The 14,593-nt window shown below is 62.0% G+C and carries 11 protein-coding genes and 3 pseudogenes; all 14 read left to right on the forward strand.

Annotated features, from left to right (window positions below):
• Positions 1-11: 11 nt before the first annotated feature.
• Positions 12-328 (forward strand): annotated as a pseudogene (gene rnpM, locus OMP40_RS26320) (RNase P modulator RnpM).
• On the forward strand, positions 318-650 hold the full coding sequence (locus OMP40_RS26325) for a L7Ae/L30e/S12e/Gadd45 family ribosomal protein (RefSeq protein WP_217595966.1): 333 nt from the start codon (positions 318-320) through the stop codon (positions 648-650). Before rnpM ends, OMP40_RS26325 begins: the two are co-directional and overlap by 11 nt.
• Positions 643-3,742, forward strand: a pseudogene (gene infB, locus OMP40_RS26330) (translation initiation factor IF-2). Before OMP40_RS26325 ends, infB begins: the two are co-directional and overlap by 8 nt.
• A gap of 33 nt (positions 3,743-3,775) precedes the next feature.
• The gene (rbfA, locus tag OMP40_RS26335; RefSeq protein ID WP_277535800.1) at positions 3,776-4,132 is read left to right on the forward strand and encodes a 30S ribosome-binding factor RbfA; all 357 of its coding nucleotides are present in this window, start codon (positions 3,776-3,778) and stop codon (positions 4,130-4,132) included.
• Positions 4,129-5,133: a DHH family phosphoesterase gene (locus OMP40_RS26340; protein WP_277535802.1), complete on the forward strand. Its 1,005-nt coding sequence runs from the start codon at positions 4,129-4,131 to the stop codon at positions 5,131-5,133. The genes rbfA and OMP40_RS26340 overlap by 4 nt, the downstream gene beginning before the upstream one ends.
• Positions 5,111-5,935 (forward strand): tRNA pseudouridine(55) synthase TruB, encoded by an 825-nt coding sequence (gene truB / locus OMP40_RS26345; RefSeq protein WP_277535805.1) that lies wholly within the window; start codon positions 5,111-5,113, stop codon positions 5,933-5,935. The genes OMP40_RS26340 and truB overlap by 23 nt, the downstream gene beginning before the upstream one ends.
• 167 nt (positions 5,936-6,102) lie before the next feature.
• Positions 6,103-7,077 carry a bifunctional riboflavin kinase/FAD synthetase gene (locus OMP40_RS26350; RefSeq protein ID WP_277535807.1) on the forward strand — a complete coding sequence of 325 codons (975 nt, stop codon included), beginning with the start codon at positions 6,103-6,105 and terminating at the stop codon, positions 7,075-7,077.
• A gap of 174 nt (positions 7,078-7,251) precedes the next feature.
• Positions 7,252-7,521: a 30S ribosomal protein S15 gene (gene rpsO, locus OMP40_RS26355; protein ID WP_090115765.1), complete on the forward strand. Its 270-nt coding sequence runs from the start codon at positions 7,252-7,254 to the stop codon at positions 7,519-7,521.
• A 169-nt stretch (positions 7,522-7,690) separates the two neighbouring features.
• On the forward strand, positions 7,691-9,796 hold the full coding sequence (gene pnp, locus OMP40_RS26360; RefSeq protein ID WP_277538036.1) for a polyribonucleotide nucleotidyltransferase: 2,106 nt from the start codon (positions 7,691-7,693) through the stop codon (positions 9,794-9,796).
• A 203-nt stretch (positions 9,797-9,999) separates the two neighbouring features.
• Positions 10,000-11,055 (forward strand): polysaccharide deacetylase family protein, encoded by a 1,056-nt coding sequence (locus OMP40_RS26365; protein WP_277535811.1) that lies wholly within the window; start codon positions 10,000-10,002, stop codon positions 11,053-11,055.
• Between the two features lie 96 nt (positions 11,056-11,151).
• Positions 11,152-12,414 (forward strand): M16 family metallopeptidase, encoded by a 1,263-nt coding sequence (locus OMP40_RS26370; RefSeq protein WP_277535813.1) that lies wholly within the window; start codon positions 11,152-11,154, stop codon positions 12,412-12,414.
• The gene (gene dut / locus OMP40_RS26375) at positions 12,396-12,839 is read left to right on the forward strand and encodes a dUTP diphosphatase (protein ID WP_277535815.1); all 444 of its coding nucleotides are present in this window, start codon (positions 12,396-12,398) and stop codon (positions 12,837-12,839) included. The genes OMP40_RS26370 and dut overlap by 19 nt, the downstream gene beginning before the upstream one ends.
• A 244-nt stretch (positions 12,840-13,083) precedes the next feature.
• A pseudogene (dpaA, locus tag OMP40_RS26380) lies at positions 13,084-13,958 on the forward strand (dipicolinic acid synthetase subunit A); the annotation flags it as partial.
• 21 nt (positions 13,959-13,979) lie between these two features.
• Positions 13,980-14,576: a dipicolinate synthase subunit B gene (locus tag OMP40_RS26385; protein WP_277538038.1), complete on the forward strand. Its 597-nt coding sequence runs from the start codon at positions 13,980-13,982 to the stop codon at positions 14,574-14,576.
• Positions 14,577-14,593: the final 17 nt, after the last annotated feature.

Consider the following 14,593-nt stretch of genomic DNA (forward strand, 5'->3'; position numbering starts at 1 on the left):
GGCGATAAACCTTGAGACCGAGGAAGATACCGCAGCGCAAATGCATCGCCAGCCAGGAAATGATGCCTAAAAAAAGAGCTCATCCGCATCGTCCGGTCGCCGACGGGGGGAGATCTCCCTCGATCTGACGGGTAAAAAACCCGGTAGGGGCGCCTATCTGTGCGGCAAGCTGTCCTACTTCAAGCTGGCCAAGAAGACGAAGGCGCTGGAACGCGCGCTCAAGGCGCCCGTGCCGCCCGAGGTCTACGATCGGCTGGAAGAAGAGTTTTTGAAGCTTGAGGGCGAATTCATCGCCGCGAAGGAGTTGGATGACGGCGATGACGACTAGCGACAAGACGCTGTCGCGGCTGGGGCTCGCCATGCGGGCCGGGAAGCTCGTCTCCGGGGACGAGACGGTGCTCAAGAGCATTCGCGCGGGCGAAGCGAAGCTGGTGGTGATCGCCCGCGACGCTTCCGACAATACGCGCAAGAAAGTGGCGGACAAATGCGCAACCTATGGCGTAGAGCTGCTCGCCGGCTACTCCCGGTACGACCTGGGAGGCGCCGTCGGCAAGCCCGAACGCGTGCTGTTCGCCGTCACGGACCAAGGCTTCGCGAATCTCGTTCGCGAGGGCTTCGTTCAACATTCGGAGGTGGAGAATATTGAGTAATAAACAATCGGATAACAAAGATAAGCTGCGGGTGTACGAATACGCCAAGCAGCTGAATATGAGCAGCAAAGAGGTCCAGAAAATTCTCGAGCGGGTCGGCAAGCCGGTCAACAACCATATGAGCGTCATGGAAGACGGCATGGTCGCTTCCGTGGAAAAGTTTTTCCGCGACGTGAAGGCGAACGCGGCGGCCAAGATGGCGCAGAACAAGCCGGCCGGCAATCGCCCTGCGGGCGACCAAGGCGGCCAGAACCGCCAGGGCGGCGGGCAGCAGCAGCCGGCGCGCCGATCGGAGGAGACGGCTTCGGTCGCGTCTCGTCCGGCGCAGCCTGCGCCGACGGCACCGTCCCCGGCGCCTGCTCCGGCGCCCGCGGCGCAGCAAGCATCCGCGCCGGCTTCGCAAGCGGCGGCGCCTTCGCAGCCTAGCGCGTCCGGCGGCGCGGCGTCATCCGCGCCTGCTTCGGATCGTCCGCAAGGCGGCGGTCAAGGCAGCCAGGGCGGTCAGGGCGGCGGCTACCAAGGCAACCGCCAAGGCGGCGGTCAAGGCGGAGGCGGCTATCAAGGCAACCGCCAAGGCGGCGGTCAAGGCGGAGGCGGTTATCAAGGCAACCGCCAAGGCGGCGGTCAAGGCGGAGGCGGCTATCAAGGCAACCGCCAAGGCGGCGGTCAAGGCGGAGGCGGCTACCAAGGCAACCGTCCGGCGGGCGGTCAAGGCGGAGGCGGCTACCAAGGCAACCGTCCGGCGGGCGGTCAAGGCGGCGGCTACCAAGGCAACCGTCCGGCAGGCGGTCAAGGCGGAGGCGGCTACCAAGGCAACCGTCCGGCAGGCGGTCAAGGCGGAGGCGGTTACCAAGGCAACCGTCCGGCAGGCGGCCAAGGCGGAGGCGGTTACCAAGGCAACCGTCCGGCGGGCGGTCAAGGCGGAGGCGGCGGTTACCAAGGCAACCGTCCGGCAGGCGGCCAAGGCGGAGGCGGCGGCTACCAAGGCAACCGTCCGGCGGGCGGTCAAGGCGGAGGCGGTTACCAAGGCAACCGTCCGGCGGGCGGCCAAGGCGGCGGCTTCGGCGGCGGCGCGGGCAGAGGCCCGGCACCGGCGCCGGCGGCGGCAGCGGGACGCGGCGGTCAAGGCGGCGGCTTCGGCAGCCGTCCGGGCGGCCAGCGCAGCGACAACCGCGGCGGATCGCGCGAAGGCGGATTCAACCGCGACGGCGGCGCGAAGCGCAAGGACAACGATTTTAACCGGCGCTTCGAGGAGACCGGACGCGGCGGGCCGCGCAAGGGCAAGGGCGGCAAGAACGCCAAGGGCCGCAACCTGCCTCCGCGCGAGAAGATCGACAACACGCCGAAGAAGATCATCGTTCGCGGCGAGATGACCGTCGGGGATCTGGCCAAGCTGCTCCACAAGGACGCTTCCGAGGTCATCAAGAAGCTGTTCATGATGGGCGTCATGGCGACGATCAACCAGGATCTCGACATGGACACCATCCTCCTCATCGCCGGCGAGTTCGGCGTCGAAGTCGAAGTCAAGATCGCGGTCGAAGACACGAACTTCGAGACGATCGAGGAAACCGACGAAGAGGCCGATCTGATCACGCGTCCCGCGGTCGTCACGATCATGGGCCACGTCGACCACGGCAAGACGACGCTGCTTGACGCGATCCGCGAGACGCAGGTCGCGAGCGGCGAAGCCGGCGGCATCACCCAGCACATCGGCGCTTATCAGGTCGAAGTGCACGGCAAGAAGATCACGTTCCTGGATACGCCGGGTCACGAAGCGTTCACGACGATGCGCGCGCGCGGCGCCCAGGTTACCGATATTACGATTCTGGTCGTCGCGGCCGACGACGGCGTCATGCCGCAGACGGTCGAAGCGATCAACCATGCCAAGGCGGCGAACGTGCCGATCATCGTGGCGGTCAACAAGATCGACAAGCCGGGCGCGAATCCCGACAAGGTGAAGCAGGAGCTGACCGAATACGGTCTCGTTCAGGAAGCCTGGGGCGGCGACACGATCTTCGTCGAACTGTCCGCCAAGCAGCGCCTGAACCTCGACGGGCTGCTCGAGATGATTCTGCTCGTGTCCGAAGTGAACGACTACAAGGCCAATCCCGACAAGCGGGCGCGCGGCACGGTCATCGAAGCCGAGCTCGACAAGGGCAAGGGACCGATCGCCCGGATTCTCGTTCAGAACGGCACGCTGAAGGTCGGCGACGCATTCGTCGCGGGCGACTGCTTCGGCCGGATCCGCGCGATGACCAACGACCGCGGACGCCGCGTCAAGGAAGCCGGTCCGTCGACGCCGGTCGAGATCACGGGCTTGACGGAAGTGCCGCAAGCCGGCGATCCGTTCATGGTGTTCGAGGACGAGCGCAAAGCGCGCGAGATCGCCGACAAGCGGTCGATCAAGACGCGCCAGGAATCGATGCGCTCCAACCAGAAGGTTACGCTCGAGGATCTGTTCAGCAAGATCAAGGAAGGCGAGATCAAGGATCTGAACGTCATCCTGAAGGCCGACGTTCAAGGCTCGCTCGAAGCGCTCAAGGGCTCGCTCGAGAAGATCGAGGTCGAAGGCGTGCGCGTCAAGACGATCCACAGCGGCGTCGGCGCGATCACCGAGTCGGACGTGTCGCTCGCGCTCGCATCGGCGGCGATCATCATCGGCTTTAACGTCCGTCCGGAGCCGCGCGCCGCGCAGGCCGCGGAGCAGGAAAAGGTCGACCTGCGTCTCCACCGCATCATCTACAAGGTGATCGAGGAGATCGAACAGGCGATGAAGGGCATGCTCGATCCGGTTTTCAAGGAAAAGGTCATCGGCCACGCCGAAGTCCGCGAGACGTTCAAGGTCAGCAAGGTCGGCACGATTGCCGGCTGCATGGTCACGGACGGCAAGGTCGCCCGGAATGCCGAAGTGCGTCTCGTGCGCGGGGGGCGTCGTCGCCTTCGAAGGCAAGATCGATTCCCTCAAGCGGTTCAAGGATGACGCGAAGGAAGTTTCGGAAGGCTATGAATGCGGCATTACGCTCGACAAGTTCAACGATCTACAGATCGGCGACGTGCTCGAGGCGTTCATCATGGAGTCCGTCGAGCGTTAATCCGCGTACGATGCAGGGAAGAGGGGATGGACAGTGGCTAAATTCCGCGTCGGCCGAGTCGGCGAACAGATCAAGAAGGAGATCAGCTCGCTGATCCAGACCGAGCTGAAGGATCCGCGCATCGGCTTTATCACGGTGACGGGCGTGGACGTGACCGGGGATCTTTCCCAGGCTCGCGTATATCTCAGCATTTTGGGCAACGACGAACAGAAGGAAGCGACGCTGCATGCGCTCGCGAGAGCCAAAGGATTTTTGCGTTCGGAGCTTGGCAACCGCATGCGGCTGCGGCATACGCCCGAGATCGAATTCCGGTTCGACAGCTCGATCGCTTACGGCAGCAGGATCGAGGCGCTGCTGGCGGACATCAACAAAGGGAACCAGCATTCATGAACGACTGGATCGCGCAGCTCGACGCCGCAGTCGACTTTATCCGGGAGCGGGACGACTTCCTCGTCGTCTCGCACGTTCAGCCGGACGGCGACGCCATCAGCTCCACGGTGGCGGTCGCCTGGCTGCTGGACAAGCTGGGCAAAAGCTACACCATGTACAATGAAGGGCCCGTTCCCGACCGTCTGCATTACCTGACGGGGAGCGAACGGATTCAGACGAACGCGTCCGGCGCAGCCGGACGTGCCTATCGTCATGTCATCGCGGTCGATTGCGCCGATTTCAGCCGGGTCGGCAATGCGACGGAACGCTTCGAAGAAAATTTCGAGCTGCTGAACATCGACCATCATCCGACCAACAACGGCTATGGACGCGTTAACGTGCTTCGCTCGGACGCAGCCGCGACGGCCGAGATTTTGTACGAATTGATAGAACGCACGGGCACGGCGCTGGACAAGGATGCCGCGACGGCGATCTATACCGGCATGCTTACCGACACCGGCGGATTTCGCTACAGCAATACGACGCCGAACGTGCTCTCGATCGCATCGCGACTGATCGATCTGGGTGTGGACGGGCCGATGCTGGCCGAGCATCTGCTGGAACGGATGACGCTTCAGCAGATGCTCGTCTTGCAGCGGGCGCTGTCCCGGCTGACGTTCAGCGCGGACAAGCGCATCGCCTGGCTCTGGGTGACGCCCGGGGACATGGCGGACACCGGCGCGAGGAACGAGGACCTGGAAGGCATCGTAAACTTCCCTCGCAACGTCGAAGGCGTCGAGGTCGGCATTCTGTTCAAGCAAAACGCGGAAAATTCGGTCAAAGTCAGCCTGCGCTCGGCGGGCAAGGTCGACGTCGCGGCGGTATCCCAGCTGTTCGGAGGCGGCGGTCATGTCCGCGCGGCCGGCTGCAGGGTCGACGCCGCGCTCGAGGATGCGATCGGCAGGCTGACGGCGGCGGTAGGAAAGGCGCTGGAATCGCATGACGCAAGCCAAAACGCATAGCTGCGAAGGCGTGTTGGCCGTATGGAAACCCGCGGGTTGGACGTCCCACGACGTCGTGGCCAAAGCGCGGCGCATTCTCGGCGTCAAGCGGATCGGCCATACCGGCACGCTGGACCCGGCCGTGACCGGCGTGCTTCCGATTTGCATCGGGAGGGCGACGCGCATGGTGGAATACCTCCAGGAGCTGCCCAAGACGTACGAGGCGACGATCCGCTTCGGCATCGCGACGGACACCGAAGATTTAACCGGCGAAGTGCTGGAAACGCGGGATGCCGGCGAATTAAGCGAAGGCGCGATCAAGGAGGCCATTCTCTCCTTTGCGGGGGATATCATGCAGGTACCCCCGATGGTATCCGCCCTGAAGGTCGACGGCAAACGGCTCTACGAGCTGGCGAGGGAGGGCGTTACGGTCGAACGGCCTGCCCGTCCGGTGACGATTTACGACATTCGGATCGTTGACATCAAGACCGGCGTGCCGCAGCCCGAAGCGTCGTTCTCCGTTCGCTGCTCGAAGGGCACCTATATTCGTACGTTATGCGTAGATATCGGGCGCAAGCTGGGGTTTCCGGCGGCGATGGCCGTTCTGAAACGGACGGAGAGCGCTGGACTTGCGCCGGGAGACAGCTTGACGCTCGAGGAGATGGCTGAGCTGCGGGAGCGCGGAGCGCTAGGAAGCCGTCTGATTCAGGCTGACAGCCTGCTTCCGTTCCCGCTGGCGACCGGCGACGCATCGGCGGCCTCGAACGCGCGCCAGGGGGAAGCCGATTCCGTTCGAGCTGCTGTCGCCGGCGCCCGGCCATGACGGCTTATGGCGACTGTATCGCGACGACGGCGCTTTTCTGGGCCTGTTCGAAGCGGACATGCAGGGCCGGCGGCTCAAGGCTGTCAAAGTATTTCATCCGGAAGAGTGACTTAAAGGTCCGCCGGGCGGCGTTCCGCGCTCTTTCGAAGATGCAGGAGGACAGCAGGGTGGAACGTTACGATTTGACTCATACGATGTTGACGCAAGGCGGCGGACTGCCGCCGGGCGCCTGCCGCGACCGCGTCGCGATGGCGATCGGCTTCTTCGACGGCGTGCACAGAGGCCATGCCGAGGTGATCCGCCAGGCGGTGGCGTCCGCGAGAGAGCGGGGCTTCGCGCCCGCCGTGCTGACGTTCAGCCCGCATCCGCGGACCGTGCTCGGCAAGGACGGTTACCATACGGTTCTTACGCCGCTCGAGGACAAGCTGAAGCTGTTCGCCGAACTGGGCGTCGAATTGGCTTACGTCGTGGCGTTCGACCGGGGCTTCGCCGAAGTGTCGGCGGAGAACTTCGTCCGGCGTCTGCTCCTTCCGCTTGGCGTTCGATCCGCCGTCGTCGGCTTTGACTTCAGGTTCGGGCACCGGGGGCAAGGCGATGCGGAGGCGCTCCGGCGATTGAGCGACGAGGCGATCTCGGTTCGCGTCGTCGAGCCGGTATTCGAGGGCGATGCCAAGATCAGCAGCACCCGGATCCGCGAATGTCTCGCGGCCGGCGATTGCGAAGCGGCGGCCATGCTGCTCGGACGCCCTTATGCGATATCGGGCGAGATCGTCCACGGCGACGCCCGCGGCCGCTTGCTCGGCTTTCCGACGGCGAACATGCTGACGGCCGTCCCGTACGTCATTCCGCGGCATGGCGTCTATGCGGTGACCGTAGGCGGGGCGGATAACGGGACGCGCGAGCTCGGAGGCGTCATTAACGTGGGCGTCCGGCCTACGTTCGATGCGCCGGGAGGCGCCACGAGGCTGGAGACGAATTTGTTCGATTTCGAAGGCGATCTGTATGGACGCGAGCTCACCGTGCGGTTCCACCGCTTTTTGCGCCCGGAGACGAAGTTCTCTTCGTTCGACGAGCTCAAGACGCAGATCGGCAGGGACGCCGAGCGAGCCCGCGACGAGCTGCGCTCTCTCGGCTTGCGCTGAAGCTGCGCATTCGCTCGTTTAATACGCTTGTTGCTATGATCATAGGCATTGTGCTATACTATTGAACGTTGTCGGCAATGCCGGCTTCACTTGAACCTTGGCTTGGCCGGACGCTCTCACCGGCGCCAGCTCGGCCACAGGCGATTAGACAAATCGAACACGGAGGTGATTGGGATGGCATTGACGCAAGAGCGCAAACAAGAACTGATCGAGCTGCACAAGACGCACGCTTCGGACACCGGATCCCCGGAAGTTCAAATCGCGATCCTGACGGAGAACATCAACAACCTGACGACCCACTTCAGGTCCCACAAAAAGGACCACCACTCGCGCCGCGGCCTGCTTAAGATGGTCGGCCAACGTCGCAAGCTGCTGGCATACCTGAAGAACAAGGACGTCAAGCGTTACAGCGCGCTGATCGAGAAGCTCGGCCTGCGCCGTTAATTCGCTTCGCGACACAAGCAACCTGCTTAGCCAATCGGGCATCGGTCCGGGGCGGCGGGTTGCTTTTTTTCAAGCTTAGGGCTTGTTCTACGCGCCTAAGATTCGTCCGGCAGGAAATAATAGAGCGTATGTCGAATTTACATATGTCTAATTTAGAGGAGGGATTGCACTGGCACACCAAGTAGAGATGTCGCTCGGCGGCCGCCCGTTATCATTGGAGACGGGACGTCTGGCGAAGCAGGCGAACGGCGCCGTTGTCGTCCGCTACGGAGATACGGTCGTTTTATCCACGGTCACGGCTTCTTCCGGACCGAAAGACCTGGATTTTTTCCCGCTCACCGTCAACTATGAAGAAAAGCTGTACGCCGTCGGCAAAATTCCCGGGGGCTTCATCAAGCGCGAAGGCCGTCCCAGCGAAAAAGCCATCCTGGCTTCGCGTCTGACCGACCGTCCGATTCGCCCGCTGTTCCCCGAAGGATTCCGCAACGACGTCCAAATCGTCAGCCTCGTCATGAGCGTGGATCAGGATTGCCCGCCTGAGATCGCGGCGATGATCGGCACGTCCGCGGCGCTTGCCATCTCCAACGTTCCGTTCGACGGCCCGATCGGCGGCGTCATCGTCGGACGCGTCGGCGGCAAATTCATCATCAACCCGACGGTCGCCGAAGAAGAAAAAAGCGACATGCACGTCGTCGTGGCAGGCACGAAGGACGCGATCATGATGGTCGAGGCCGAAGCCGACGAAGTGCCGGAAGCGGACGTGCTGGAAGCGATCATGTTCGGCCACGACGAGATCAAGAAGATCGTGGACAAGATCAACGAGCTCGTTGCCGTCGCCGGCCAGCCGAAGATGGAAGTCAAGCTGCATGCCGTAGACGAAGCCGTCGAGAGCGACGTCAACGCGTATGCCCAAGCGAGACTCGTCGAAGCCGTCCGCATCGAAGAGAAGCATGCCCGCCAGGAAGCGATCGACGCGATCAACGCCGAGACGGTCGAGCATTTCTCCGCCGTTTACGCGGACGAGCCCGGCAAGCTTGGCGACGTCAAGGAAGTGCTCTACGATATCGTCAAAAACGAAGTGCGCCGCCTGATCACGCACGACAAAGTACGTCCCGACGGCCGCAAGCCGGAAGAGATCCGTCCGATCTCGGGGGACGTATCGCTGCTGCCGCGCACGCACGGCTCCGGCCTGTTTACCCGCGGACAGACCCAGGCGCTCAGCATCTGTACGCTTGGTCCGCTCGGCGAAGTGCAGATTCTCGACGGCATCGGCCTCGAAGAATCCAAGCGCTTCATGCATCACTACAACTTCCCGCCGTTCTCGGTCGGCGAAGCCCGTCCGCTCCGCGCCCCTGGGCGCCGCGAGATCGGTCATGGCGCACTCGGCGAGCGCGCGCTGCTGAAGGTCATCCCGTCGGAAGCCGAGTTCCCTTATACGATTCGCCTCGTTTCCGAAGTGCTTGAATCCAATGGCTCGACGTCCCAGGCAAGCATCTGCGCCAGCACGCTGGCGATGATGGACGCCGGGGTGCCGATCAAGGCGCCTGTCGCGGGCGTTGCGATGGGTCTCATCAAGGACGGGGACCACTTCACGATTTTGACGGACATCCAGGGGATGGAAGACCATCTCGGCGACATGGACTTCAAGGTGGCCGGCACGGCAAAGGGCGTCACCGCGATCCAGATGGATATCAAGATCGACGGCATCGATCGCTCCATTCTGACGCAATCGCTCGAGCAAGCGAAGGAAGGCCGCATGTTCATCCTCGGCAAGATGATGGAAGTCATGTCCGAGCCGCGCAAGGAACTGAGCAAATACGCGCCGAAGATCATCACGATGCACATCAATCCGGACAAGATCCGCGACGTCATCGGCTCCGGCGGCAAGATCATCAACAAGATCATCGAGGATACCGGCGTCAAGATCGATATCGAGCAGGACGGCACCGTCTACATCGCGTCCTCGGATGCGGCGGCCAACGACAAGGCGCGTTCGATCATCGAAGGCATCGTCCGCGAAGTCATCGTCGGCGAGACGTATCTCGGCACGGTTAAACGCATCGAAAAGTTCGGCGCGTTCGTCGAGATTCTGCCGGGCAAAGACGGCCTCGTTCACATTTCGCAGCTGTCGACCGAGCGCGTGGCCAAGGTCGAGGATGCCGTCGCCATCGGCGACAAGATCATGGTCAAGGTCACCGAGATCGACAATATGGGACGCGTCAACCTGTCGCGCAAGGCGATGCTCACGGCCGAACAAGTGCAGAGCGGCCAGTAATCGCAGCCTCGTTTCTCCAATCGCATAGGTTAAGCCAAAAGAGACCGGTTTTTTCAGTCTCTTTTTTTTATTTCCTTTTTTTCGGTTGACTCCGTTTGCAGCGGTTGCTCCTCCTTGCGGTTTTTCATATTTTTCGTCCGAGCGGCATAGGCTGTAGACAAGCGAGGGCGCGTCCGCGCCCGGATGGGAGCTGGGAATCAGCCATGAGCAAAACGCGTTGGCCGTCCGCGGTCATGCTGGCGCTGCTTGTCCTGCTGCTCGGGGCGGGCAGGTACGGTCCGTTGCGCGCTTACGTGGAATCCGCCAAGTCCGCAAGCGGAGAAGCGACGTACGCGGAGACGGGATTTCTCGGCAACAACGAGCGGCAGACGGCGGAAGAAGCGCAAACGACCGAAGAACGAGCGCTGAAAGCTTGGCTGACGGCGGAAGCGAAAAAGCGCGCGGTCAAGCCGAAAAATGCCGTCGTCGACCGGGTATGGAAAGCAATGCCGGGTTATAACGGAAAGGCGGTGGACGTCGACGCGACCTACGCCAAGGCAGCCGCTGCGGGATGGACGGCCGCTTCCGCGAGCGCTGATCCGGAGAAGATTCCCTGGGTTTACCGGGAGATCGCGCCTCAGGTATCGCTGCAGGATCTGCCGCCATCGCCGGTTTATCGCGGCAATCCCGCGAAGCCCGCGGTCGGACTGATGATCAACGTGGCATGGGGCAACGAATATTTAGCTTCTATATTAAATACGCTGGACGAAGAGCATGCGAAAGCGACGTTTTTCCTCGACGGAAGCTGGCTCAGCAAAAACGAGGCGGCGGCGGAAGAGATCAAACGGCGCGGTCACGAGGTGTCCAATCATGCGTATTCGCACAAAAACATGAGTACGATCACGGATGCCAAGCAGCTCGAAGAGATCGCCAAGACGCAGACGCTGCTCAAAAAAGACGCTGGACGTCGACAACCGCCTGTTCGCCCCGCCTTCCGGCGATTTCGACGCCAGAACGGTGCGAATCGCGGCAGGGCTCGGACTGACGACGGTTCTGTGGACGCTCGATACCGTCGATTGGAAGCGACCGCCCGCGGCCGGCGTCGTCGCCAAGATCGCGGCGGGCGTAGGTCCGGGAACGCTTATTTTAATGCACCCGACGCCGACGACCGAGCAAGCGCTCAAAGGCATTATTCGCGCGTCGAGGGCCAAGGGGCTCGTGCCCGGAACCGTGTCGGAGGTCCTGTCCGAACGCCGGTTGGACGGTTCGTCAGCGGGTAAATAAATGTTCGCGGAGATGATTCGCGGCGCTTCTTCGGTTGTGAGGGATGTCGATTTTTGATATCATGTTATCATTCATGGCAAGGGGGAGAACGGTTGAACAAGTACACGCTGAACAACGGCTTGCGCGTGATGATCGAGAATATCCCGACCAGCAGGTCGGTTGCGTTCGGCATTTGGGTGAAGACGGGGTCCCGCTACGAGACGAAGACGGACAACGGAATCTCGCATTTCGTCGAACATATGCTGTTCAAAGGCACGCGCCGCCATTCGGCGAAGGATATCGCCGACCGCTTCGACGGGATCGGCGGCAACGTCAACGCCTTCACCGCCAAGGAGTACACCTGTTATTACGCCAAGGTGCTCGACCAGCATCTGCCGATCGCCGTGGACATTTTGTCGGATATGTTTTTCGAATCCCAGCTTGCCGAGGAAGAGCTGGCCAAGGAAAAGAACGTCATCCTCGAAGAGATCGCGATGTACGACGATACGCCGGACGATACGGTGCACGATCTGGCGTCGACGGCCGCGTTCGGCGATCATCCGCTCGCCTATTCGATCCTGGGGACGGCCGATCGCCTGCATGCGATGGGACCCGAGGATCTGCGAGGTTATATGAAGCGCAGGTACACGATCGAAAATACGGTCGTCAGCCTCGCGGGCAACGTAGATGAGGGCGTGCTCGAACTGCTCGAAAAGCATTTCGGCGCCTTCGCGATCCATTCGGAAGCGCCGACGTTGTCGGCCCCCGACTTTAGGCCGGACGCGCTCTTCCATGGCAAAAAGACGGAGCAGAATCATTTGTGCCTCACGTTTCCGGGCTGTCCGATCGACGATCCGAAAATGTACGCGATGACGCTGCTCAACAACGCGCTGGGCGGAGGAATGAGCTCGCGCCTGTTCCAGGAAATCCGGGAAAAGCGCGGACTGGCCTATTCGGTCTATTCGTACCATACGAGCTACGCGGACTGCGGGCTGTTCACCGTCTATGCGGGTACCGCGCCCAAGCAGACGAGGGACGTTTACGATCTGACGATGGAAATGTTGAACGCGGCGTATGCCAGCGGATTAAGCGAAGCCGAAGTGAGCCGCGGCAAGGAGCAGCTCAAAGGCAACCTGATCCTGAGTCTGGAGAGCACGAGCAGCCGGATGAACCGGCTCGGCAAAAACGAGCTGATGCTCGGACGCCATCTGACGCTCGACGAGATGATCGAACGGATCGACGCGGTCACGATGGACGACGTCGCCAACATGATGAAACGCATTATGAGCCAGCCGGCGGCTTTGGCGCTCGTCGGCTCGCAGGAGAAGGCGTTGGCGGGAATAGGGGAGGGAATTCGTTGTATCCAATCCAGTTGAAGCGGCTGCCGGGGAATGAAGACGTTCCGCTGCCGCGCCGCATGTCCGAATGGGCGGCCGGCTTCGATCTGCACGCCGCGGTCGCGGAGCCGGTCGTGCTAACGCCGGGCGAACGGGCGTTGATCCCCGCAGGCTTCGCGATGGCGATGCCGGCAGAGCTTGAAGCGCAGATCAGGCCGCGCAGCGGGCTGGCCTACAAGCACGGCATTACCTGCCTGAATTCGCCGGGCACGATCGATGCCGATTATCGCGGCGAGGTGAAGGTGCTGCTCGTGAACCTGGGACAGCAGCCGTTCGCGATCGAACGGGGGGAGCGCATCGCGCAGATGGTGTTCCAGCGCGTGCCGCAGGTTACGATCGAGGAGACCGACGAGCTGCCGGATACGGTACGGGGCGCAGGCGGCTTCGGACATACGGGCGTTTGAATTTTGTTCAGGAACGTCTTGCAGGGCGCGCATGCCCCGCAAGACGTTTTTTTTATGCCCTTCGAGAACCTGCGAGGCCGCCGCGACTGGCTCCGCACCCGCCGGGGGGCGGTTGCATACGATGAGTTATGCAAGTCGCGATGCGTGCCGCCCGAGCCGCGACGCCATCGCCCGGGAGGCATCGACCTCGGCCGTCTCGCGCTGAGGAAGCCGCCAGGCGCCAAGGGCAAAGGAGGGAGAAGTCATGCTTACGGGCGTGCATATTATCGTCGCCGGAGGCGACGCGCGGCAGCTCGAGGTCATTAGACGGCTTACCGAACTGGACGCGACGGTAACGCTGATGGGATTCGAGCGTCTCGACACGCCTTTTTCGGGCGTGACCAAAGGGGGAGTGGACGCCCGATGCGCTGCGAAGCGCGGACGCGCTGCTCCTGCCGGTGGCCGGAACGGAAGAGGACGGCGCGATTTCGGCGATCTTCACGGATCAAGAGCTGAAACTGACGGACGATTTCGCCGCGGCATTGCCGAAAACCTGCAAGGTATATACGGGACTCGCGAGGAACCATCTGCGCAAGCTCGGCGAGAAACATCGGCTGACGGTCGTAGAGCTGTTCGAGAGGGACGACGTGGCCATTTATAACTCGATACCAACGGCGGAAGGCGCCTTGATGATGGCGATTCAGCATACGGACATCACGATTCACGGATCGAAATGCATGGTGCTTGGACTCGGCCGGACGGGGATGACGATGGCTCGCGTGCTGCAGGGCTTGGGGGCGTCCGTAATGGCGGGCGTGCGTCGGGAAGACGCGTTCGCGAGGGCGTACGAGATGGGCTTCGAGCCCTTCTACATCGCTGATTTGGCGCGTCTGGCGGGGAATATTGACTTGATTTTTAATACGATACCGAATATGATAGTCACAGCACAAGTGATCTCCAAACTTCCCCCTTCGCGCGGTCATTATCGACCTTGCATCCAAGCCCGGCGGCACCGATTTCCGGTTCGCGGAGAAGCGCGGCATCAAGGCGCTGCTGGCGCCCGGATTGCCCGGCATCGTCGCCCCCAAGACGGCAGGACGCATTATCGCGAATAGTCTGTGCCAGAGCATTCTGGACGACTACAAACAGGGGGGAAGCGCCATGAATTGGCAAGGAATCACGGTCGGGTACGCGTTATCCGGCTCGCATTGCACGTTGCCGGAGATTATGCCCCAGATTCAGCGCTTCGTCGACGCCGGAGCGAACGTCGTGCCGGTCGTCAGTCAGAGCGTGCTGACGACGGATACGCGCTTCGGCGAGTCCGCGCATTGGCGGTCCGAATTGACCCGCATGACGGGCAACGAGATTATCAGCACGATCGTGGACGCGGAGCCGCTCGGTCCGTCCAAGCGATTCGACGTCATGATCATCGCCCCCTGCACGGGCAATACGACGAGCAAGCTGGCGAACGCCATGACGGACGGACCGGTGCTGATGGCAGCCAAGGCCCAGATGCGCAACGGCAGGCCGCTCGTGCTGGCGATCTCCACGAACGACGGCCTCGGTCTGAACGCCGCGAATATCGCCCGGTTGCTCGTCGCGAAGAACATTTACTTCGTGCCCTTCGGCCAGGACAATCCGGCTCAGAAGCCGAATTCGCTCGTCGCCCGGATGGACCTCGCGATCGATACGTGCGAAGCCGCTCTGCAGGGCAAGCAGCTGCAGCCGATGATTATCGAACGGTTTTTATACGCTTGAACTTATCCATATAGAGA

The organism is Cohnella rhizosphaerae (assembly GCF_029525575.1).
In the GTDB taxonomy this organism is placed as follows: Bacteria; Bacillota; Bacilli; order Paenibacillales; family Paenibacillaceae; genus Cohnella; species Cohnella rhizosphaerae.